At 47.0% G+C, this 22,300-nt stretch carries 19 protein-coding genes and 1 tRNA gene; 17 read left to right on the top strand and 3 right to left on the bottom strand.

The genetic code is table 11. From position 1 onward, the window contains the following. Genes MKZ13_RS24575 through MKZ13_RS24565 form a run of 3 tightly spaced genes read left to right on the top strand, consistent with a single transcriptional unit; the run spans position 1 to position 2,147 of the window. Entirely contained in the window at positions 1 to 417 is a 417-nt protein-coding gene (locus tag MKZ13_RS24575; protein ID WP_339178924.1) for a hypothetical protein, read from the top strand. Next, a complete protein-coding gene (locus MKZ13_RS24570) occupies positions 414 to 1,457 on the top strand; it encodes an FAD:protein FMN transferase (RefSeq protein ID WP_339178922.1) in 1,044 nt (347 codons plus the stop codon). The genes MKZ13_RS24575 and MKZ13_RS24570 overlap by 4 nt, the downstream gene beginning before the upstream one ends. A gap of 36 nt (positions 1,458 to 1,493) precedes the next feature. After that, a complete protein-coding gene (locus tag MKZ13_RS24565; protein ID WP_339178919.1) occupies positions 1,494 to 2,147 on the top strand; it encodes a ferric reductase-like transmembrane domain-containing protein in 654 nt (217 codons plus the stop codon). A gap of 161 nt (positions 2,148 to 2,308) precedes the next feature. Here the strand turns inward: MKZ13_RS24565 and MKZ13_RS24560 are convergent, their stop codons facing one another. Continuing rightward, positions 2,309 to 2,875, bottom strand: a complete 567-nt coding sequence (locus tag MKZ13_RS24560; protein WP_339178917.1) for a phosphatidylglycerophosphatase A — start codon at positions 2,873 to 2,875, stop codon at positions 2,309 to 2,311. A 186-nt stretch (positions 2,876 to 3,061) separates the two neighbouring features. Between MKZ13_RS24560 and MKZ13_RS24555 the strand changes: the two genes are divergently transcribed. The 9 genes from MKZ13_RS24555 (at position 3,062) to MKZ13_RS24515 (ending at position 13,268) form a co-directional block, all read left to right on the top strand. Continuing rightward, entirely contained in the window at positions 3,062 to 4,117 is a 1,056-nt protein-coding gene (locus tag MKZ13_RS24555; protein ID WP_210109903.1) for a GerMN domain-containing protein, read from the top strand. A gap of 119 nt (positions 4,118 to 4,236) precedes the next feature. Then, positions 4,237 to 4,992: a ribonuclease PH gene (gene rph, locus MKZ13_RS24550; RefSeq protein ID WP_221820883.1), complete on the top strand. Its 756-nt coding sequence runs from the start codon at positions 4,237 to 4,239 to the stop codon at positions 4,990 to 4,992. A 1-nt stretch (position 4,993) separates the two neighbouring features. After that, positions 4,994 to 5,617 (top strand): XTP/dITP diphosphatase, encoded by a 624-nt coding sequence (locus MKZ13_RS24545; RefSeq protein WP_017692573.1) that lies wholly within the window; start codon positions 4,994 to 4,996, stop codon positions 5,615 to 5,617. A gap of 353 nt (positions 5,618 to 5,970) precedes the next feature. Next, on the top strand, positions 5,971 to 6,813 hold the full coding sequence (locus MKZ13_RS24540; protein WP_339178914.1) for an STM4015 family protein: 843 nt from the start codon (positions 5,971 to 5,973) through the stop codon (positions 6,811 to 6,813). Positions 6,814 to 6,834: 21 nt separating this feature from the next. Then, positions 6,835 to 8,088, top strand: coding sequence for an STM4014 family protein (locus MKZ13_RS24535; RefSeq protein WP_339178911.1), 1,254 nt, complete (start codon positions 6,835 to 6,837; stop codon positions 8,086 to 8,088). Beyond that, positions 8,081 to 8,866, top strand: coding sequence for an STM4013/SEN3800 family hydrolase (locus tag MKZ13_RS24530; protein ID WP_339178910.1), 786 nt, complete (start codon positions 8,081 to 8,083; stop codon positions 8,864 to 8,866). The genes MKZ13_RS24535 and MKZ13_RS24530 overlap by 8 nt, the downstream gene beginning before the upstream one ends. A 47-nt stretch (positions 8,867 to 8,913) precedes the next feature. After that, positions 8,914 to 10,302 (top strand): STM4012 family radical SAM protein, encoded by a 1,389-nt coding sequence (locus tag MKZ13_RS24525; RefSeq protein ID WP_339178908.1) that lies wholly within the window; start codon positions 8,914 to 8,916, stop codon positions 10,300 to 10,302. Next, positions 10,299 to 11,159 carry an STM4011 family radical SAM protein gene (locus MKZ13_RS24520; RefSeq protein WP_221820878.1) on the top strand — a complete coding sequence of 287 codons (861 nt, stop codon included), beginning with the start codon at positions 10,299 to 10,301 and terminating at the stop codon, positions 11,157 to 11,159. The genes MKZ13_RS24525 and MKZ13_RS24520 overlap by 4 nt, the downstream gene beginning before the upstream one ends. 411 nt (positions 11,160 to 11,570) lie before the next feature. Beyond that, entirely contained in the window at positions 11,571 to 13,268 is a 1,698-nt protein-coding gene (locus MKZ13_RS24515; RefSeq protein ID WP_221820877.1) for a methyl-accepting chemotaxis protein, read from the top strand. Between the two features lie 145 nt (positions 13,269 to 13,413). On the opposite strand, the gene asnB is transcribed toward MKZ13_RS24515, so the two are convergent. Then, complete coding sequence (gene asnB / locus MKZ13_RS24510; protein ID WP_221821026.1) at positions 13,414 to 15,258, bottom strand: asparagine synthase (glutamine-hydrolyzing); 1,845 nt, start codon at positions 15,256 to 15,258, stop codon at positions 13,414 to 13,416. 192 nt (positions 15,259 to 15,450) lie between these two features. On the opposite strand from asnB, the gene MKZ13_RS24505 reads away from it, so the two are divergent. Both MKZ13_RS24505 and MKZ13_RS24500 read left to right on the top strand, forming a co-directional pair. Then, positions 15,451 to 15,750 (top strand): hypothetical protein, encoded by a 300-nt coding sequence (locus tag MKZ13_RS24505; RefSeq protein WP_145325243.1) that lies wholly within the window; start codon positions 15,451 to 15,453, stop codon positions 15,748 to 15,750. Between the two features lie 30 nt (positions 15,751 to 15,780). Continuing rightward, positions 15,781 to 16,137 (top strand): hypothetical protein, encoded by a 357-nt coding sequence (locus MKZ13_RS24500; protein WP_145325244.1) that lies wholly within the window; start codon positions 15,781 to 15,783, stop codon positions 16,135 to 16,137. 178 nt (positions 16,138 to 16,315) lie between these two features. Here the strand turns inward: MKZ13_RS24500 and MKZ13_RS24495 are convergent, their stop codons facing one another. Beyond that, positions 16,316 to 16,609: a DUF4870 domain-containing protein gene (locus MKZ13_RS24495; RefSeq protein ID WP_017692583.1), complete on the bottom strand. Its 294-nt coding sequence runs from the start codon at positions 16,607 to 16,609 to the stop codon at positions 16,316 to 16,318. A gap of 280 nt (positions 16,610 to 16,889) precedes the next feature. On the opposite strand from MKZ13_RS24495, the gene MKZ13_RS24490 reads away from it, so the two are divergent. From MKZ13_RS24490 to MKZ13_RS24480, 3 genes are all read left to right on the top strand, one after another. Further along, a tRNA-Arg gene (locus MKZ13_RS24490) sits at positions 16,890 to 16,963 on the top strand. Positions 16,964 to 17,162: 199 nt separating this feature from the next. Further along, positions 17,163 to 17,933 (top strand): methyltransferase domain-containing protein, encoded by a 771-nt coding sequence (locus MKZ13_RS24485; protein WP_339178900.1) that lies wholly within the window; start codon positions 17,163 to 17,165, stop codon positions 17,931 to 17,933. Positions 17,934 to 18,326: 393 nt separating this feature from the next. Continuing rightward, positions 18,327 to 22,295 carry a S8 family serine peptidase gene (locus MKZ13_RS24480; RefSeq protein WP_339178898.1) on the top strand — a complete coding sequence of 1,323 codons (3,969 nt, stop codon included), beginning with the start codon at positions 18,327 to 18,329 and terminating at the stop codon, positions 22,293 to 22,295. The last annotated feature ends 5 nt before the right edge of the window (positions 22,296 to 22,300 follow it).

The following is a 22,300-nucleotide window of genomic DNA, read 5'->3' as shown; positions in this document are numbered from 1 at the left end:
ATGACCAGAAGAAAACGGAATCAATGGAGAAAATGGCAAGCATCAGCGGCAGCAACGTTGACCGTGGCTGCACTCTTTCAATATGTAAGAACTTCGGATGCCTTTGATGTGGCCTACGCAGCAGCAAATGGCACAGATACAAGCGTTACTGCTTCAAGCCAAGTGGATACGCATGATGATGTGATGGATGAATGGATCAACAGTACAACGGACAGCAACAACTGGAACACGCAGGACAATGACAATAATGATAGTCAATATAATGGAACATCCGATAGCACACAAGCAGCTGGGCCAGATCAGAGCACGAGTAACAAGGGGAATTATTCAGATTCTCAGCGTTTCGGACAAAATAACCAGAGTACAGACTCTGGATACAGCAGTGGCAACTATCAGTCACGCACAGGTGCATCATGAGCCGCACGGAGCAAGTTACTCGTCCGCTCCGGTTTCAATTCCATGCGATGAACACGGATGTTGAAGTGCAACTGTCCGCTGAGCGGGAAGAAGCTGAACATGCAGCAACCGTAGTGAAGAATTGGTTTGAGACGCAGGAGCAACGTTTCAGCCGATTTGTGGCAGACAGTGAACTAAATCGTCTGAATGGTTCGACCGGATGGATGCCCATCTCCGCTGCGATGGATGAAGTTTTGAGTCTGGCCTATGGATATATTGGACTTACTGAAGGGATTTTTCAACCGGGTATCTCGCAGGCTCTTCAGGCTTCGGGATATGATCTAAGCTTCGAGAAGGTGCAGCAACGACAATTGCAACGTCCATTGCTTGAACGCATATTGCGAACGAGAACACCTGAATCATCAGGCTGGATGGAAGATCGATATGACCACAGCCGTCCGAGCTGGATTCAGCGGGAAGGTAGCCGGATGGTTCATCTGGACCCCGGAGCTGAGCTGGACCTGGGAGGCATTGTTAAGGGCTGGGCAGTGGAGCGAATCGCAGATTGGTTGCAGCGAACATTGCGTATTCCGGCGGGGTTGATTAACGCGGGTGGAGATATTCAAGTATGGGGTTCACCAGACCATTCCCAATGGACCTTGCAAGTAGCAGATCCTTTGCAGAATCAGGGTGCTGCGTCGGGAGCGATCCGTTTACAGCGAGGAGCTGTTGCCACTTCGGGTATTTCCCGCAGACAATGGCAAAATACGGACGGAAGCCTTGCACATCACCTCATTGACCCCCGGACGATGGAGCCCGCACATACGGACGTATTGCAGTGTACCGTTATGGGACAGCATGCTTCGCAATGCGAGATCATTGCCAAGACGGTATGCATTCTGGGAAGTGCCGAAGCCGTGGGCTGGTTAAACCGACATTACGATCGGCATGACGTCCTGTGGATGACACGGGATGGGAGTATTTATTTTAGAGGGAATACGGATACGCTCGCTGAGCACTGGCCCGGTTTTGATCCGGATCATCGCTTCAGTCTATTATAAACGAGGACAAGTCTAACAGATATGGGGGAGCCGGTTATGGCACAATGGATTGTAGATTACCTGCCAACGTGGAATATCATTCGAATTAGTGGAATTGCTGCTTATGTGCTGCTCTTTGCCGGTGTGTTTCTGGGCATTGCGCAAGGGATGCCTCTGGCCAAAGGCAAACCAAAAGCAGACATGTTCAAATGGCATACTCGAACGACCTGGCTCGCCTTCGGACTTGGACTCGTGCACGCATTAACGTTATATATTGATCATTACAGCCCATTTAGCTGGGGAGAACTTCTGATTCCTTTTACCGCCTCCGTGCATCCGATCGGCAGTGGTCTGGGAACGTTAGCCTTCTACGGATTAGTGATTGTCCTGTTATCCAGTGATCTGCGGAACAAGCTGGGCCGTAAATGGTGGTTCATGTTCCACATGTTGTCCTATCCAGTGTTCATTGGTCTGCTGGTTCACGGCATGGTTACCGGAACGGATTCTGGCAATATCATCATGCGGATGATGTATGTATTTACCGGACTCAGCATTCTCGGTATCACGGTGCTGCGTGGCATGTTGCGAGAGCGCAAAGGCCCGGAAATCACGATTGGACCGAAACGGGCAACATCTGGTTCACCTTCCGAGCAGAATTGGGTTGAAGGTTTTGGTTTGGTGGGAACGGTACGACCTAAACATCTGAAATAATAGCATGTGGATTATCCAATATGTATCGTTACACATGCAAAAGAAGCGGCCATCAGGCCGCTTTTTCCATGAACAGTTATTTTATTGAACAGTTATTTAACGAAGCATCCATACGCATGTCCAATGTTCCACATGGCTTCAGATATGAAACGAGTTACGTATTATACAGCGTCATCACTGACAGGTTTTTCTCCCAGAGCTTCTTCAAGCTCGGATTGTTTGCGATGCGCGATCCGACTGCTCGCTGCCGATGCAATCGCACCGACAATATCATCGAAGAACGTGTGGACAGGGCCCAGGCTCTTGTCATTCAGTCGTTCAAGCACCCCTGGTTTCAGCTTGTCCACATAACCATAATTCGTAAATCCAATACTGCCATATACATTGACGATGGAGAATGCCAAAATCTCATCCACGCCATACAGTCCTTCGTCGTTCTCAATCATCTCCTGCAAAGGAGATATGAGCTGCCCCTGTTCTGCCAGAATATCAAGCTGAATCCCGGTCAGAACAGCGTTCTGTACCTCACGTTTACGGAGAACCATCTCCACATTTTCGATACATTCTTCCATCGTAAGACCTGGATAATATTTTTTCTGCAATAACATGACCAGCTCTGCGATCTCAGGGATCGTGACGCCCCGCTTATGCAGCCATTCCCTTGTTGCCTCCGCCACCTTGCGGCTATTCAGGCTGTAAGGGATTTTTTCTTTCTCAGGATGTTCCATGGGCGATTCCTCCTCTGAAGTTAGCAATGTCCCTACTCTTGCTTCCTAATACGTTATTAACCTGTTTACGTTTCTTAAAGATAATTATAAGTTTTCAGCGAAGCGATTATCTTTTAGTTATTTTTTGGACAAAGGCTCGTATACATGGTAGTACAAACTGTAAAAATGATGAGGGGGAACGTGATCATGAGAAAGATCCAATCTTTGCGTACGGTATCGGCAGCAGCGCTGCTGAGTATTCCTATGGTATTGTCAGGCTGCGGCATGTTTGGAGCACAGTCTTCCGAAGCTGTTGATCCACCACCGCCCATTCAGGAAGCAGCCATGATTCAGGCAGCCGAAGGAAATGGTGCACTCGCAATGCTCCCATTAACGACGGTATATCTGCAAGACCAGCAGGGGCTGCTCGCTCCGGTATCCCTGACACTTCCTTCCGGAACAGACGCAAGTAGTCCGAAGACAGCACTGGATACACTTGTCACAGGCGGGGCCTATGCGGGTATGCTGCCTGAAGGATTCCAGGGCGTTCTCCCACAGGGAACGGTTGTGCAGAATGTAACGATTCACGCGGATGACAAGCTGGCGGTCGTTGAGTTCTCGGGTAATTTTGCCAAGTATGATGCGAAGGAAGAACGGAAAATGCTAGAAGCTGTCACGTGGACATTGACGGGAACACCTGATGTGGAGAATGTGCAGATCTGGGTGGATGGCAAAAAGTTAACGCAAATGCCGGTAAACAGCACGCCGCTGCCTGAACCGCTGAATCGGGCTGTGGGAATCAATCTGGATCTGGGTGATACGTTTGTGACGAATAGCAGCCCGGTCACGGTCTATTTCTCCGCTGCTTCACCAGCAGGCATCCAATATTATGTTCCGGTGACACGTCTGGTTACACCTGGTGAAGATCGGGTGCAGGCAGCATTGAATGAGCTGATCAAGGGACCTGACAAAGGTGGAGAACTGGAAGAGGTCATGACAGGCGGAACGGAGCTGCAATCGGTCAAAACGGCAGAGGATGGCACGGTAACGGTTGCCTTGAAAGATGATATGTTTGCCGAAGGGGATATCGTGCCAAGCGAGCTGTTACAGTCTGTCGTATTAACCACTGCGGAGAACACAGCCAGCAAGGATGCCAAAGTGCAGATCGAATGGAATGGCCAAAAAACGGTCATGGGTGACGATAACAGGGATTACAGTGCGCCGGTTTCCAAGCCTGAATATATCAACGAAATTCCGATTTAATGAACGAAGAAATGCTTAAGGATGCTTTTAACCGAACTCTTTGGTAAAATATAAGGGATTCGTAAAAGTGTGAATAAGTTCAACATTACAGGATGCTTAAGTCGTAGGAGGCAGAAAATATGAGATCAAACGGACGAACCAGCGAACAGCTGCGCCCGCTGAATTTAACAGTGAACACGAATAAATACGCCGAGGGCTCTGTACTGATTGAAGTTGGAGATACAAAGGTGATCTGTACAGCTACAGTAGAGGAACGTGTACCACCCTTTATGAAAGGGCAGGGTAAAGGCTGGGTAACAGCGGAATATTCCATGTTGCCACGTGCAACACATACCCGGAACCAACGTGAAGCCAATCGCGGCAAATTAACTGGACGCACCATGGAAATCCAGCGTCTGATTGGTCGGGCACTGCGCTCGGTAGTTAATCTGCAGGCTCTTGGTGAGCGTACGATTACTTTGGACTGTGATGTTATTCAAGCTGACGGAGGCACACGCACAACGTCCATTACCGGTGCGTTTGTAGCGCTGGCGCTTGCCGTGAACAAGATCTCCCAACAGCACAAACTGCAAGTATTCCCGATTACGGATTTCATTGCAGCAGTAAGTGTGGGTGTTGTGGGTGAACAGCCTGTACTGGATCTGAACTATGATGAAGATTCCAAAGCCAAGGTGGATATGAACCTGGTGATGACAGGCGGCGGTAAATACGTTGAGCTTCAGGGAACAGGTGAGGAAGCACCATTTGATCGCCGTGAGCTGAACGCCATGTTGGAACTGGGCGAACAGGGAATTCTGGAGATGATCGAGCGTCAAAAAGAAGTGCTCGGACCGATTGCGCTCAAGATCGGCGTGCGTGGATTAGGGGAAGCTTAAGATGAGTTTGGACAGCCCAATCCTCATTGTTGCAACCCGCAATGCGGGTAAAGTCCGTGAATTCGCTCATGCTTTCGCACCGCTTGGCAAAGAGGTCAAGAGCATGTTTGACTATCCGGAGCTGCCGGATGTGGTAGAAGATGGCGTAACGTTTGCGGAGAATGCCTGGAAGAAAGCCAAGGCGGTTGGTGATGCGCTTGGATTGCCTGTTCTGGCAGACGATTCAGGACTTTGCGTAGACCTGTTGGATGGTGAGCCAGGGGTATATTCAGCGAGATATGCAGGCGAAGGAGCAACGGATGCACAGAATAATGCAAAGTTGCTGGAGACACTGGAATCGTTAAAATCCGGTGAGGACACCGAACAGCCGCTGCTAAGTCCGGCTCGTTTTGTCTGTGCGTTGGTACTGTACGATCCGACAACAGGTGATAAGTATGAATCAGAAGGCACTGCGGAAGGCTGGATCACGGCTCAAGCTGCAGGTGCTGGCGGTTTTGGATATGACCCACTCTTCTATGTACCTGAATACGAGATGACGATGGCAGAGCTGACGCTTGAGCAAAAGCAGGCGATTAGCCACCGTGGTCACGCGCTGAGAGCGCTTGTATCCAGACTTGAAGGCTGAGATTAAACGGAACAGAACATCTTGATTTAACTTCATGATATGTGAACATCAAAGCGTTAATGGAAGGACAGAAGCATTCCGATGGGATGGTTCGCCCGCCATTAACGCTTTTTGTATGAAATGAAGTATTTGATCGGGTTTGGTGAGGTCCATCCATATACCTAATGGTGAGGGCTATTTTCTGTGACTATATAATAGAACGTATGTTCTTATACCTATATGAAAATTAGTTTACGTTGCACGATTGGGAATCTCATTGGGACTGGAGTTGGAAGAAGTTGCAAGCCTTGTGTAGTATGGGTTAACATTCAAACTAACGAATCACATATGACCTTAAACGGAGGGATCCACTTATGCAAGAAGTGAAGCTTGTTGTATCTTACGATGATTATGAGGACGGCATTCGTATGGAAAAGTTAATTAAAGAACTGGCGGCTAAACCGGAAGCCAGCTCATTGGAAAGTCTGGTCATCGGAGATTGGGGACAGGCTTATGAAAATTCGCCTGATGAGTTCATGGGTACGCTCGTCGAGTCGGCTCCAAGCTTTCCGTCATTGAAGAAACTGTTTATTGGAGATATGGGATTCGAAGAATGTGAAGTATCGTGGATTATCCAGACAAATCTCACACCACTGTTAGGTGCCTTTCCAGAATTAAAATCATTCTCTGTAATGGGCAGTAGCGGCCTCAGTCTGGAACCACTCCAGCATGCCAAGCTTGAAGAATTGATTATTATTTGTGGTGGGCTGCCGAAAGACGTGTTATCTTCAATCACCCATGCCAAGTTGCCTGAATTGCGTAAACTGGAACTGTACCTGGGTGTGGATAATTATGGTTTCGATGGATCACTTGAAGATGTACTCCCTTTGTTAGAAAAAGGATTATTTCCAAAGCTGGTTTACTTGGGTCTGAAAGACAGTGAAATTCAGGACGAGATTGCCAAAGCAGCAGCTGAAGCACCTATTCTGGATCAACTTGAAGTACTGGATCTATCGCAAGGAACGTTGTCCGATGAAGGGGCTGAAGCGTTGCTTGCCAGTGACAAGATCAAGAAACTGAAACATCTTGATCTAAGTTACCATTACATGACCAATGAAATGATCAGTCGCTGGAACCAATCGGGTATTTCTGTAGATGTTAGCGACCAGCAACAGAGTGATGAGGATGACTGGCGTTATCCATCCTTAACGGAATAGTTGATGTCAGGTGTAAAGGGAATGAATGAAAGACTGCACCAGCCAATAGATGTGTATGATCTAACGCAAGATCAGCCCTTTTTATTGATCGGAAACCCTGATAACCGACGAACACAAGGGCTGCAAGAGGCTAGGCATAGATTGGGTTTGAAACCTGCGGTTGTACTGCCATATGCTCAATTGCTCCAGAATTGGAGACAGGGTCGAACCATCGCTGATACAGTAGATTCCAATCTGCCCGTACCCCTGATTCGGATTGATGCTCCTGGTGAGGAGTGGGAAGTGGAGCGTGACCTACTGTTCCTTGGAGCTGTGAACGATACGTCACCGACAACATTAACGGGTGAAATGGGAGCAGAAGAATTTTCCGCAGAACAGGCACTTGCGCTGGAACAGGAGTGGGGAAGAATCTACGCTCCTGCTCAGTGGTTCCGTGGCTGGAAAACATGTCTGGATCGAATCGGCCGTGAGTCTCGGGAAACATGGCCTGAAGTCCGATTCATGAATGATCCCGCCGATATCCAATTGATGTTTGACAAGAGAACATGTCAGCAACATCTATCTTCACATGGAGTTGATGTACCTCCGGCGCTTCCATCTTCGCAGCCAATCCGCAATTATATGGACCTGCGTAGCTCAATGAAGGCTGCCGAGATGCATCGTGTGTTTGTGAAGCTTGCGTGCGGCTCCGGGGCTTCAGGAGTTGTTGCCTATCAAGTCAATCCCCGAACGGGTGATGAAATCGCTGTAACAACGTTGGGGATGGAACAGAGGCAGGGCAAGACGATTTTCTTCAATGAAGGACGTCTACGCAAGTATACCCGCAGTGAAGAGATTGCTACGCTGATGAACTGGTTATGTGCAGAAGGTGCACAGATTGAACGATGGATGCCCAAAGCCACACTTGATCAACGGGCCTACGATATTCGCCAACTGGTTGCAGGTGGACAGGCAGGTCACGCGATTATGCGGCTGAGCCGTACCCCGATTACCAATCTGCATCTGCGCAATGAGCGTATGCTGCCTGCTGAAGCAGAGCTGGATGAACAGCGGATGTCGCTGGTTAGGACGGCAGCGCAAGCAGCCATGTCTGCATTTCCCAACTCGTGGTCAGCCGGGATTGATGTGATGCTTACGAGTGGTTCGAATCCGCGTGCTTATGTGCTGGATGTGAATCCGTTTGGAGATCTGTTATACAGAGTTGAGCATCATGGCCTCGGAACCTATGAGTGGGAAATGGAACTTTTACGAAAGGAGCCTATTCAACATGCCTGATATGAACACCATTGTGGGCTCCCATGATCTGTTAATGATTACGCTGGATACGTTACGATATGACGTAGCCAAGCTGGAAGAGGAGAATTGTCCTAATCTGTGTGGTTCGGGTCCGTGGGAGAAACGTCATACCCCGGGCAGTTTTACATATGCAGCACACCATGCTTTTTTTGGTGGTTTTATGCCGACTCCTGCTAATACGGACAAGGCATCTCATGTTAGGCTATTTCATTCCCGGAATACTGGGCTCAAAACACATCCACACACCTGGCTGTTTGATACACCTGATATCGTATCCGGGTTCGCAGCTGAAGGTTACCGTACCATCTGTATTGGCGGTGTCATCTTTTTTACGAAAAAAAACCCGCTTGCGAAAGTATTGCCCGGCTATTTCCAACAGAGCTACTGGCGAATGAACTTTGGGGTAACCAACCCCAAATCAACAGAGCATCAGGTACAGCATGCATTAAAGTTGCTTGAACAGACAGCGCCGGATGAAAAGATATTTATGTTTTTGAACGTGTCTGCCATTCATGGACCCAATCGTTACTTTGTGGAAGGAGCCAAGGAGGACTCGGTGGAAACTCAAAGGGCTGCACTTCGATATGTAGATGAGGCTCTTGGACCATTGTTCGAGGCGATGAGTAAACGCGCCCGGCCTGCGTATTGCCTGGCTTTTTCCGATCATGGTACAGCTTACGGTGAAGACGGGTATCAAGGACATCGGCTCGCACATGATGTGGTGTGGACGGTACCTTACCGTGAATTTTTAGTATAGAATGTATTGATCTTATGAGGACAACAACCGGAGACAGGAGGAAACCGATGGAGAAACATATACAACATACAACAACAGGCCATTCCACACAGTCCGGATCCAATATAGCTACAAGTCTCAGTGAAATACTGGCATTCCCTTATCGTTCTTACTTATACTCGTACCCACACAAGACCGCCTATCGGGAGCTTGACCCACCACTACCGTTGGGGCCACTGTGGGAACGAGAGAATACCGATACGTATTTTTTATATATGCACATTCCCTTTTGCGCTGCTCGTTGCGGATTCTGTAATCTGTTCACACTGCCGGATCGACGGGATGATACACATGAACGCTATGTGGATGCACTGGAGCGTCAGGCGAAGCAGTGGGCACCTATTACATCTCGAAAACCGTATTCACGGTTCGCGATTGGTGGAGGAACGCCTACATTATTAAATGAGGTTCAGTTAAATCGTCTGTTTGAAATTGCTGAACATGTGATGGGGCTGGACCCTGCGCAAGCATCGATTTCGGTGGAAACGTCGCCGGATACCGTTACGGAAGCCAAGCTGGCCATCATGAAGGAACGAAGTGTGGATCGTATCAGTATGGGCATCCAGAGTTTTATTGAAGCTGAAGCATCTGCCATCTATCGTCCACAAAAACCGCAGGAGGTCGAACGAGCGCTTGAGAAGCTTACTCGGTATGATTTCCCGTTGTTAAATCTGGATCTGATCTATGGTTTGCCAGGTCAAACGGTGGAATCGTGGATCTATTCATTGGAAAGAGTTCTGGCCTACGAACCGGGCGAGATCTTTATCTATCCCTTGTATACACGGGAAAATACAATCGTGAAGCCTGATGATATTCGCCGTCAGGGACCTGACATTCGGATGGAGCTGTATAAAGCTGCACGTGAGACTTTAAAAAGTAAAGGTTATGTGCAATATTCGATGCGCAGATTTGCCAAAGAACAGTCGTCCTCCAAAGTGCTTCTGCCTTATAGCTGTCAGGAGGAGGGCATGGTTGGTCTGGGATGTGGCGCACGCTCTTATACGAGTGAAGTACATTATGCTTCCAAGTATGGCGTGAGTTACAAGGCCACACAAAGCATCATTGCCGATTATGTGGCGACCGAGCGCTACGATGTGGCGGATTATGGCATCGTGTTAAGCCGTGAGGAACAGAGACGGCGCTTTATTCTGAAAGCCTTGCTGCATCGCGAGGGATTGACGTTGTCTGACTACCAACAGCGCTTTGGTACCGATGTGATGTCCGACTATGCCTGGTTGGCTGAACTGTTGACAGAGGGCATGGCGGAGTTGGAGAGTGATGAGGACAAGCAGGTGCTGCGTCTGACAGAAGAAGGACTAGGTTACTCCGATGCGATTGGAGATTGGCTTATATCTGCCGAAATTCGTGAACAGATGGAAGGGTTTGTTTTCTCATGAGAGCGACTTTGTATTATCGGGGGAAGTTGTCTTCCTGTAATTACGACTGTCCCTACTGTCCTTTTAGCAAAACCGTGGATTCCAAAGAGACGTTGGAAGTGGATGAACAACAATTGCGTCAATTTGTGAATTGGGTGAGCGAGCAGGAAGTTGAGGGACACCAATTTTCGATTTTCTTTAATCCCTATGGTGAAGCTTTGGTGCGTCGGTGGTACAGGGAAGCGATGGTTGAGCTGTCACATATGCCACATGTGGATAAAGTTGCAATTCAAACCAACCTGTCCGTCAAACTGGATTGGGCGAGAGAGCTGGATGCGAACAAAGCAGCCTTTTGGGCGACGTATCATCCTCGTGAGACAAAAGAGGCTTCTTTTGTTAAACAATGTCTGACCTTGCGTCAGATGGGACTTGCTTTTAGTGTCGGTACTGTCGGACTCCGTAGTGCTTTCCCCGCAATCGAGTCGATGAGACAGGCTTTACCGGATGATGTGTATATGTGGGTCAATGCCTTCAAAGATCGGCCCAAGTATTACACACCGGAAGAGATTCAGTTTTTACGTGGGCTTGATCCGCTTTTTGAAGGTAATCTGCAGGATTATGAAAGCTTGGGCAAACGATGTTCTGCCGGTTCGGAAGTATTTTATGTACAGGGGTCCGGGCATGTGAAAAGGTGTTATAAGGATCGCCGTATCATTGGACATCTGTACCGCGATGGTTTGCAGGCTTTGGCAGCGGATCGGCCCTGTCGCATGAAAAAATGTGGCTGTTACATCGGTTATATCCATATGGAGGATTCCCCGTTCAGAGAAACCTTTGGCAGCGGGCTACTTGAACGTAATCCGGTATTGATTCGTTGACCGGCATTTCATATTTAGCTATTCCACTGGGGAGCTGGAATAGGGTTATTCGTTTCTAAACCACATATCAGCGTAACTTCAAACGCATCTTTTAGTATAGGCAGGATCAGACCTTTGGTTTGGACTTGCCTTCTGGAAGGTGTTTTTTTTGTTTTACGGGACTAGAGTTAGTGTTTGTGTTCTTTATTAAAAGGGCCTTGACAATTTTGAAAAATAATATTTTTAAGTTTATGATTCAATTTTTATATTTTATGGGTTAGTATGAATAGGAAAAAAGACCCTTTTATGAATAGTATTTGTACATATAATCGCGAATTATATTTTTAATTGGGTCTAAAGTCTCAATTTAATTGAAAGGAGGGTGGATGTAGGAGTATCATGCACGTTATCTGAACTTTCGGGGGAGTACACATGAAAAAAATCTCAATTAGCCGTAAATTACTTATGGGTTTCTCATCTGTGCTGTTATTATTGGTGGCTATAACGGTTATAACATATACGCAGTTTATAGCCGTTGAGAAAACGTATACAGAATTAATTAATGATAGAACAAGCAAACTATTACTCATTAAAAATATGTCGATTGATCTTAAATCACAGCAGATTGCTTTGAGAAATTATATTCTGGAAGACAGTGCGGAGAACGAACAGGCATTTAATAAAGCTTATGAAGATTACATAGCATTAAATGAAGAATTAAAATCATCAGTTTCAAGTTCAAAGATGAAAGATTACCTTTCACGATCGGATGAAGCGATGAGCCAATATTATGAACTTGCGCAGCAGATTATGACATTGACAAGACAGGGGAATAACAGTGAAATCTCAAGATTACTGAAGGATACAGCCCCAAGTCTGATCTCTGAATTTGAAGGCATTGTGGAAGGTATGGAAACGCATCAACAAGATGCCATGAACTCAGGCGTTGTGGAGGCTAATCTTCAGATTGTGCAGGTCCTTAGGTGGATTGCAATTATTGGAGTGGCTTCTCTTCTAATCGGGGCACTTGTGACGTATGTCATTGGCAGAATGATATCCTTGCCTGTTGCTGCTATTGCCCAATCCGCGAGCCGGATTGCAGACGGAGATCTGACTGGTGAGCCTATTGTGGTCCGTAACAAGGATGAGATTGGTGATCTCGCCCAAGCCTTTAACATCATGTCTGCAAATTTGCGTACACTCATTCATCAGGTAGGAGACAGTGCAGAACGGGTAGCTGCCTCTTCAGAGGAGTTGACGGCAAGCACCGAACAGACAGCAACCGCCACAGAGCAAGTGGGCATCACAATGGGTGAGATTGCAACAGGTATGGATACACAGGTTCGAATGGCGAGTGATGGATTCCAGACGATGAATGAGTTAACGACAGGCTTTCAACAAGTTACGGAGAACACACTCCATATGTCTGAAGAAGCTACCAAAGTCTCCGTAAAAACAATATCGGGTAGCGAGTCAGTTCAGTCTGCGATAGGTCAAATGAATTCTATACAAGGGACGGTGTCGAATCTGTCGGTCGTGATCCAGGAACTGAGCAGACACTCTCAGGATATTGTTAAAATGGTGGACAGCATCTCGGAAATATCAGCACAGACGAATCTCCTATCCCTTAATGCTGCTATTGAGGCTGCACGAGCTGGCGAACAGGGAAGAGGGTTTCAGGTTGTTGCTACAGAGGTTCGGAAGCTGTCTGAGCAGTCTGCGCTTTCTGCTAATCAAATTGTTCCATTGGTGGCATCGATTGAGAAGGGAATGCGAAATGCTGCTGAATCTATGGTGGTTGTATCCGCAGAGGTTCAAGAGGGGATTACACTTGTTCACCAGGCGGGAGCCACATTTGATGAAATTCGTGAGGCGGTTGGGGGCGTAGCGGGGCAAACACAGGAAGTCTCTGCTTCAATTGAGCAAATGTCAACAGGGGTAGAACAGATTAATAGGTCTATGAAAACAATCATGGAAGTGACCGAAACGGGGGCCGCCGGAACAGAAGAAGTGAGTGCATCTTCTGAGGAGCAGTTGTCTGCGATGCAGGAGATTGCTTCCGCAGCCAATGATCTCTCCTTGATGGCAGAACAGTTGCAACAGACCGTCAGTCGTTTCAAAGTGCAATAAATTGAACTGAGTGGAATGTGGATGAAGAACGAACGCATACGTACAGAGATTCTTATAAAAAAGTAATAAAGGGTGTCCAAACACAGTAGTTACTGTTTGGGCACCCTTAAATAATTCACCTTGATGAATCAATGCATAACATGATTTAACGAATAGCGACTTTATATGTCCGCAACCAGGTATTGATCTGAGTCAGATAAGCAAATAACTGGGGACCCGACATTAACTGTCCGAACCAGGGAAGATTGGAAGCTGCATCTGGTGAAGACGCAAGATTCCGGATCTGAGTTTTGTCGATCAAAGGCAAAATCGGCGAAGTGGGATCATCCAGGATATCAAGTACCTGTTGTTTGACCGCGGCCAGATATTGTGGATTATGTGTTTTCGGATACGGACTCTTTTTGCGATATAACACATCGTCAGGAAGGACACCTTCGAGTGCTTTACGCAGAATACCTTTTTCCCGTCCGCCCGTTATTTTCATTTCCCAAGGGATGTTAAACACATACTGGATCAGACGATGGTCACAGTAAGGTACCCGCACTTCCAGTCCTGCCCCCATGCTCATCCGGTCTTTGCGATCCAGAAGTGTAGGCATGAAACGTGTAATGTTCAGGTATGACATCACCCGCATTTGTGCAGCTTTACCCGTTTCCCCGTCCAACAGAGGCACTTCAGCCACTGCATCCGAATAGCGGTCTGCCAAATAATCGAGTGGCCGAATCCATTCCCGAATATCCGGGGATAACAATGCTGCTCGCATATCAGGCGCTACAGACCACGGAAACGTACCGGAGTTCAGCATATCTTCTCGATGGAACCAGGGGTAACCGCCAAACACTTCATCCGCTGCTTCGCCTGAGATGGCAACGGTGGCCCCTTTTTTGATTTCTTTACAGAACAAATAGAGCGAGGAGTCTACATCTGCCATACCTGGCAGGTCCCTGACTAGCATGGCCTGTGTCAGTGCATGAACCAGTTCTCCGTTCTCAATCTCAATCCAGTGATGGTCGGTCTTGAGTTCATCCACCATTCGCTTAATCCAGGGACCATCTGCACCCGGCTGAAAGGAATGCGCCTGGAAATGCTTGGCGTTATCCACATAATCGACAGAATACGTACTGATTTGGCCTTGCCCGGTCCGGTTGTAATAATCCACGGCTAATGCAGACAAGGCACTGGAGTCCAGTCCTCCTGATAAAAGAGAGCATACTGGAACATCCGAAGCCAACTGGCGCTCCAGTGTATCTTGCAAGAGAGAGCGTACCTCGGCTGCCGTCTCTTCCAGGTTATGTTCGTGGTTCTGGCTTTCCAGTTTCCAGTAGGCATAGGTTCGGATACCGTTTCGGTTATAGATCAGCGCGTGCGCGGGCTTGAGTTCGCTCAGTGAAGAGTATACGCCGTGTCCTGGTGTCCGTGCAGGCCCTACGATAAACACTTCGGCCAATCCTTCCGGGCCTACAGCGGCTTCCACATCAGGGTGAATAAGTAGAGCTTTGGGCTCTGAACCAAATACGAGAGTGTCTTTGGCATTACTGTAGAACAGAGGTTTCACGCCAAGGCGATCTCGTGCGATAAAAACCTGTTCGCGTCCCCCATCCCATATGGCAAAGGCAAAAATACCGTTAAACCGGTCAACACATGCCGGTCCCCACTCAATATAAGAGGCGAGCAACACTTCCGTATCACATTGCGTGCGGAACTGATGCCCCCGCTGGAGCAATTCCTTTTTCAACTCGGGTGCATTGTATAGTTCTCCGTTATACACGACGGTATAGGAGGTATCTCCCTGTAACGCATGCATGGGCTGTGCGCCGTTCTCGGGGTCCATTACACTAAGACGCCGATGTCCAAAGGCACAAGGATTGGAGATCCATGTACCTGAAGCGTCAGGCCCCCGGTTCGACAAGCTATCCGTCATACGGACCAGCAGCTCTGATTCCTGGGTCAAATCCCGATTCCACTGTATGAAGCCGGTAATACCGCACATGGTTTGTTCATCCTTTCTTGGTCGAGTCATTCATCCGTATGGCTGCTTAGTTACTGGCAACCAGCAAATGTTGTCTTTTCGTCAGAGGTCGTAACAAATATATGCCGAAAGCAGGCATAAAATGTCTGTCCTCTTCGGAAACTAGTTCTAGGGACAACGGCCTCAACATGCCTGTGAAGGAGAGAACATGCAATGGACAGTATGAAGTATTATGTGTCTGTCATGGGCCGCTCCGTTATTCCGGATCCGTCTGTAACATCGTATGAATGGATCATTCAGGCAACACCACAGGAAGCGGAGCAATTACTGGGACTGCTCAATCTCATGCAGGAAAAGGAGGAAGAGGCCTTTCCTGGCATGGTATTCCCATGGCCAGATACACCGGAGGAGTCCGTAAACCGGGCGTATGAAACGGTATTACAACAGGTGTATCGGGAGATTTATCGATTGGGTACACCAGAGACGCGATACCAGATTGAACAAAGTACATGATAAGCACAAAGGAAAAGGAGCGCGATACGAATGTATGCCATTCAAGATGCCAAAATACGCAGATTAACTGAGGTAGATGGGTTGTCCTGTGCAGAGGTTGAAGTGCAGCCTGGAAATGCCGGAGACCCGTCATTACTTGTATACGTGGCCTCCACTCAGCCCGGAAATTCGCTGGAAGTTGTTCGAATTGTACGTAATCACTCCGATTCGGCGATCGACTGGTATAACAATAATATGCATACCGCATTTGAAGAGGCGACAGAAACCGCCTTTGAGAACAGCGAAGGCATTACTGCCGAAGAAGATAAAGCTCGGTTTCAAAGTGAACTGTTTGCCTTTGGTTTGCTTGGTCCAACACTTCAGCGCTATCTGATTGGGCAGGCTTAACAGGTAACGCTCCAGCAATACATGTGGTGTTAGCGGAGTAGAGTTCGATGTTGAGTTATACGTAGATGTGATCTGTTGCTGTTGCCAGTTGCTGTGACAGCATCTGTAACTGGAAAAACCCGCCGTTGTTGAACGGCGGGTTTTGTTATGCGATGGTCAGAATAGGTGGGTATGTTGATCAAGCATACTCGCGCAGTACTTGAATCCCTTTGACCACGTTGTACACAAAACTTAATCCGTAAATCACAAAGAATAGAATGACAAACCCAACGGCGGAACCCAGACTATGCGCAGTTACGAAGAAATAAAATAACGGAATGGCAGCGAGAAAGGGGAATACATGTGAGAATAAGGCACGTTTTGCATGTCCCTCAATGTAATCATCCTTGGCGACAATCCATATAATGATCGGAAACAGGAACGGAGCAAAGAAAATACTGAAATAGGATAGGGCTGATAAAAGCTGTCTCATGACGATTCTCTCCTTCAATGGATCATTGAAATGTATGTATGCAAAAGATTACCCAGCATTCCTGACATTGAAAATGTCTGAAGTAAATCCTGCTCAAGTAGTACCCATCTCCTCAATATAGCCCGGTTCAAGCTATCATATTCCGAAGGGTACTGGAGTATGATAATAACACGGAAAAGTACAGTTATAAGTGTAATTATTAATTTTTTTATAAAACTATTGAAAAATATAGAAAACAGAGTATAATAAGAACCGCGCCGAAAATTTATTATACATATTTGTCTCAGTAGCTCAGCTGGATAGAGCAACGCCCTTCTAAGGCGTCGGTCGGGGGTTCGAATCCCTCCTGGGACGTAAAAAAACAAGAAGCTTCCTTCGGGAAGCTTCTTGTTTTTCGTTCAACGGAGGAGAACACCTAATAGTTCGTAGAATCATCCGCTTCGTTAGCACTCTTATTGGTTATACCTATAAACAATATAGAATTTATATATTTAAAGAATAACAATTCTATGCCACAATGAGAATATCAATAACGAAAGCGACGGTGGTATTCATGAAATCATTAAATAAATGGCAAGCAGATGAGTATGACAACAAACTGGCTTTTGTGTCCGGATACGGCAAAAATCTGATCTCTTGGCTTCAACCCCAAAAAGGGGAATACATTCTTGATCTGGGTTGCGGGACGGGGGATTTGACACATGAAATTTCTCTGACCGAAGCTGAAGTTATTGGCATGGACGCTTCGCCAGACATGACTCGCCGTGCGAGGGAGAAATTCCCTGAACTTGAGTTTGTGGAAGGAGACGGTCATCAGTTTGAGACGAATAGACTGTATGATGCCGTTTTCTCCAATGCAGCCCTGCACTGGATGCGAAGCCCACGACTAGTGGTGGATAGTATATGGAAATCTTTGAAGCCCGGAGGGCGTTTTGTAGCAGAATTCGGTGGTAAAGGGAACGTGCAGACCATTGTGAATGCATTAGAGCAGGTTATGGAGCGAAACACGGGTATTCGTGCATCGGAACGCAATCCTTGGTATTTTCCTTCGATCGGAGAATATAGCCATATTTTAGAGCAACGTGGATTTGTGGTGCGTCATGCCTATCACTATGACCGTCCTACCAGATTGGAAGATGGTGAGCAAGGTATAGTAGGCTGGTTGACTCATTTTGGAGGGGACTATTTTGAAGGTCTCAATCATGAAGAGATACAACAAATATGCCATGAAACCAGTCAGATCGTGATGTCTCACCTTTGGAAAGATGATGCGATGTATGCCGATTACAAGCGCCTGCGTATTGAAGCCGTGAAGTCAGAATAAAGTAGAATTTTGTGATGTGTAGCAATTTTATCGATGTTAAACGAATTATCGCAATTCCTTTATATGCTAACCACGCTTCACCTATACACCAGGAATCTCTTTCGGATAAAGAGGCTCTTGGTTTTTTTGATGCATTATTTTAAAAGTGGAATATTCAAACGACAAATAATTACAAATGGGTAATTTTATCATACTCAAGACCCATATAAGTAATTTCTATATCATATTTGTAAGTATTTAGAAGGAAAATGTGGTATTTTGATAGAATAATTTACCAAGGGTCAATCCTTCTTGCAGATAGGCGGTGAAATTGGAGTGTGTATTGCAGTACGCACAAACAGCAGGAACCCATCATTTGGTGAGGTATTCACATTTAAAAGGAGGGGCTAAGCCTTGAGTAAACGATTGATATCCACGTTATTAAGTGTTCTGATGGTCTTTTCCATTATTCTCCCCGCGGCTGGAGCCGCTCCCGTAGATTCAGTTATTCAGCTTGACAACTTACCCAGTACAGCCGAAGCCAAACAATGGAGAGAGATTCTTGCAGGACGGGAAGCAAAACTTGCCGCAGATCCATTTTTGGATAAAAGCTTGGAAGGTCTGGGTGGAGAGAACACCCGAGTGATCGTTGAGCTTTCCAATAAACCTGTTGCAGTAGCGCAAGGTGAATCAACCCTCTCTGGAAAATCTTTTACCTCCTCTATGGAAACAAAGGCTGTGACTCAAGTTGAGCAACAACAACAGTCATTTGTACATAGCCTCACTCAGAAGAAAATCAAACATGAAGTATTGGAAGAATATGCATATGCCCTGAATGGTGTAGCAATTGAACTTAAAGGAAACCAGGTGGGACAATTGCTTCAAATACCTGGCGTGGTCAGCGTATATCCTGACCTTGAAGTTACAATAGCGCCTGAGACAGATGAAGTGAACCCGTATATGAAAGACACAGCGCCTTTTATTGGTGCACCTGAAGTATGGGATCTGGGTTACAAAGGAAATGGCATTAAAGTCGGCGTCATCGATACAGGGATTGACTATGAACATCCTAATTTGCAGGAAGCTTACAAAGGCGGATGGGACTTTGTTGGAAACGACAATGATCCGTATGAAGCGACATATCAAGAATGGAAAGCTTCGGGTGAACCTGAGTTCAATGATACTGGAAGCGCCTATTATACCTCCCACGGTACGCACGTAGCGGGTACCGTTGCTGCTCGCGAGGCGGGGGACTACGGTATTGTTGGTGTGGCTCCTGAAGCAGATATCTATGCTTACCGTGTACTTGGACCGTATGGTAGTGGTCAAACCTCATGGGTACTCGGCGGAATTGATCGTTCTGTTCAAGATGGCATGGACGTAATTAATCTCTCGTTAGGTAACGCCGCCAACGATCCGAGTTATATTACTTCAGTTGCCCTGAACAATGCCATGCTGTCTGGCGTGACAGCGGTTGCTGCAAGTGGTAACAGTGGTCCCAACCGTTATACACTCGGTTCTCCGGGTGCGTCTGCAATGGCCATTACAGTAGGTAACTCTACAGGACCTAGCCAGGTGATTACAGCCGATACCCACTTCTGGATTGGTGAGGAAGGCGAAGAGGCACAACCTGAACAACAACCGGTGCCAGAGGTTGAACAATCTCCTGAACTGGGTACGGCACCTGGAACAGAAGAGCCAGAAGGTTCGGAGCAAGGTGTACCTGCAACTGCTGATGAGGAAAGTGCAGCAGCTGTGGAGGACACAGTTTCTAACGAAGCTGAAGTTCCGAATGTAGAAGAAGTTACAACAGAAGAAAATACTGAAAATACTCCATCTGTATCACCTTCTGCACCGGTTGAAGCTTCTCCTGAAGCTGCTCCTGTGGAAGAAGAGTCTGTAATTGCTCCGACTGAAGCTCCACTGGCTGTTACAGAGTCGGTTTACCGTCTGGATCTGATGGGATGGAGCCTGTCTGCAGACCCTGAAACTGTTTTGACAGGCAAATATGGACTTGAATTTGCAGCACTGGGTAAGCCAACTGATTTTGAAGGCAAGGATTTTACAGGTAAAGTGGCATTAATACAGCGTGGTGAAATCGCATTTGTAGAGAAAATCGCCAATGCTAAAGCGGCTGGAGCCTTGGCTGTTATTGTATATAACAACATTCCCGGCCCAATCGGTGTAAGTCTGGGCGATAACTTTGAACTCATTCCAACACTGAGCATGTCCAAGGAAGATGGAGATGTGATCAAGGCTGAGCTGGACGCAGGCCAAGCCGTTGAAGTGAGCTTTAGTGATTTTGAACGTTCCCAAACTCCGGGCGATGAAATGAATTCATCCAGTTCACGTGGACCTGCAAAGGTCACACTGGACATCAAACCGGATATTGTTGCACCAGGTACAAGCATTTTGTCTACGATTCCTGCCTACGGCAAGGATGAGCCGGACGCAGATTATGCACAAGCTTATGATCGTAAATCAGGTACAAGTATGGCTACACCTCATGTAGCTGGTTTGATTGCGCTGCTGATCGAGAAACATCCGGAATGGACACCATTTGATATCAAAGTTGCACTGATGAACAATAGTAAGGTGCTGGATACAACCAAGTTTGATGTATTTGATCAAGGTGCTGGCCGTATTCAGGCTGTAAATACCATAGATCCTGCTGCTTTTGTCAAAGTGCTTGATGTAACTCAATACACAGAAAGTGGCTCTGTTGTTGAGAAGGAGAATATCACGGGAAGTATCAACTACGGTAATTTCCTGAGCACAGATGAAAAGACGATTACCAAAACGATTAAAGTTGAAGCGCTTAATGGTAGTGGAGGGGATTACACCGTAAATGTGAATCCAACTCGTAATGTCGCTGGTGTATCCGTTGCGGTAGACAAGAGTTCCTTCACACTGAATGGTGAAGAAGAACTTGCAGTAACAATCACCGTTCCACGAGGGGTTACTGCAACTACAGAAGCACAAGGATACATTGAATTCTCAAACGGAACCAATACTTTTACTGTGCCATATGTTGCTCATTTCAACGTTACGTTGAGCGGGGTTAAATATATTGAAACCGTAAAAGGCACTGAGAAAAATCCATTCCACTATCCATTGAAGGCTGATGGTACGTTGGATACCCTTAATGTAGCGATGGAATTCTATAATCCAATGACATTTGCCCTGATTGAGATCTATGATGGTCTTAATCCGGAAGGTGGATATTATCAAGATGGTTATATCGGCTCCATCTTTGGTAACTATTTTAACTTCAATGCCAATGCAAGATACAACCTTGCTTGGGACGGCTCATATGCAGATTACACAACCGATGAAGTGACTGAGATTCCGGATGGTTTATATACGGTAGACATCACTACTATTGGTACAGACGGCAAAACCTATAAGGAAGACACTTCGCCATTTTTGGTGAAAAAGACAGCTCCGGCTGTAACTGCACCAGAAGCGTTGGAGTTCAGAGAGGATGAGCCTGTTGTTCTTAATGGTAGCGTGGAAGACTTGTACTTCCGTGTAGCTCCTGCGCTTGCCAGCGGATGGGACATCACGTTTGATCCGGCCGCTTCCCTGGAAGCAACGTATGTTGTGAAAAAAGAGGATGGTTCGGTTTATAAAGAAGGAGTCTTTGAAGTACAAGCTGATGGCAGCTTCAGCCTTCCTTTGGAGGGGATTGTAGCCGGTGAGTATGCTGTTGAACTTACAGTAAAAGACCAACAGGGGCTTGCGGGCACAGCCAATACGGCACTGAAATTGGAAGCCGTGGAGACTGAACCTGAAACTCCGGCAACCAAGGCCCCAGGTACGCCTGTGTTGTCTCACAATAACTGGGTAGGCAACGGCCTGCCAGAGGGCTCGTATATCGTTACCATGAACCTGTGGTGGGGTGAGAACGGAACTAGCTACAAGTTATATGAGGACGGGGTTTTGATTGATACGCAGAAGCTGACTTACAACGCACCTTGGGCGCAGTTTGCTCAGACGAAGATCACGGGCAAAGCCAATGGCACGTATACGTACGTGGCTGAGCTGACCAACGACAAGGGAACAACGCGGAGTCAGACATTGACTGTTCGGGTTACCAACGCAACGCCAGGCAAAGCGGTTCTTTCTCACGATAACTGGGATGGCGACGGCCATTATAAGGTGACCATGAACCTGTGGTGGGGGACCAACGCTACAGAGTATCGTCTCTATGAAAATGATAAGTTGATCGATACGCAAGAACTCCGTTCGGCTACACCTAATGCGCAAAGTGCTGTGACTACACTGTCCGGGAAAGCATCGGGCACGTATACGTATCGGGCAGAGTTAATTAACGCAGCTGGAGTGACCAGCACAGACACGATTAAGGTAAAAGTGAAGTAAGTTCA

The organism is Paenibacillus sp. FSL R5-0701 (genome assembly GCF_037973995.1).
In the GTDB taxonomy this organism is placed as follows: domain Bacteria; phylum Bacillota; class Bacilli; order Paenibacillales; family Paenibacillaceae; genus Paenibacillus.
Note: the sequence above shows the minus strand (reverse complement) of the source record. Positions and strands in the feature narration are given on the sequence as shown.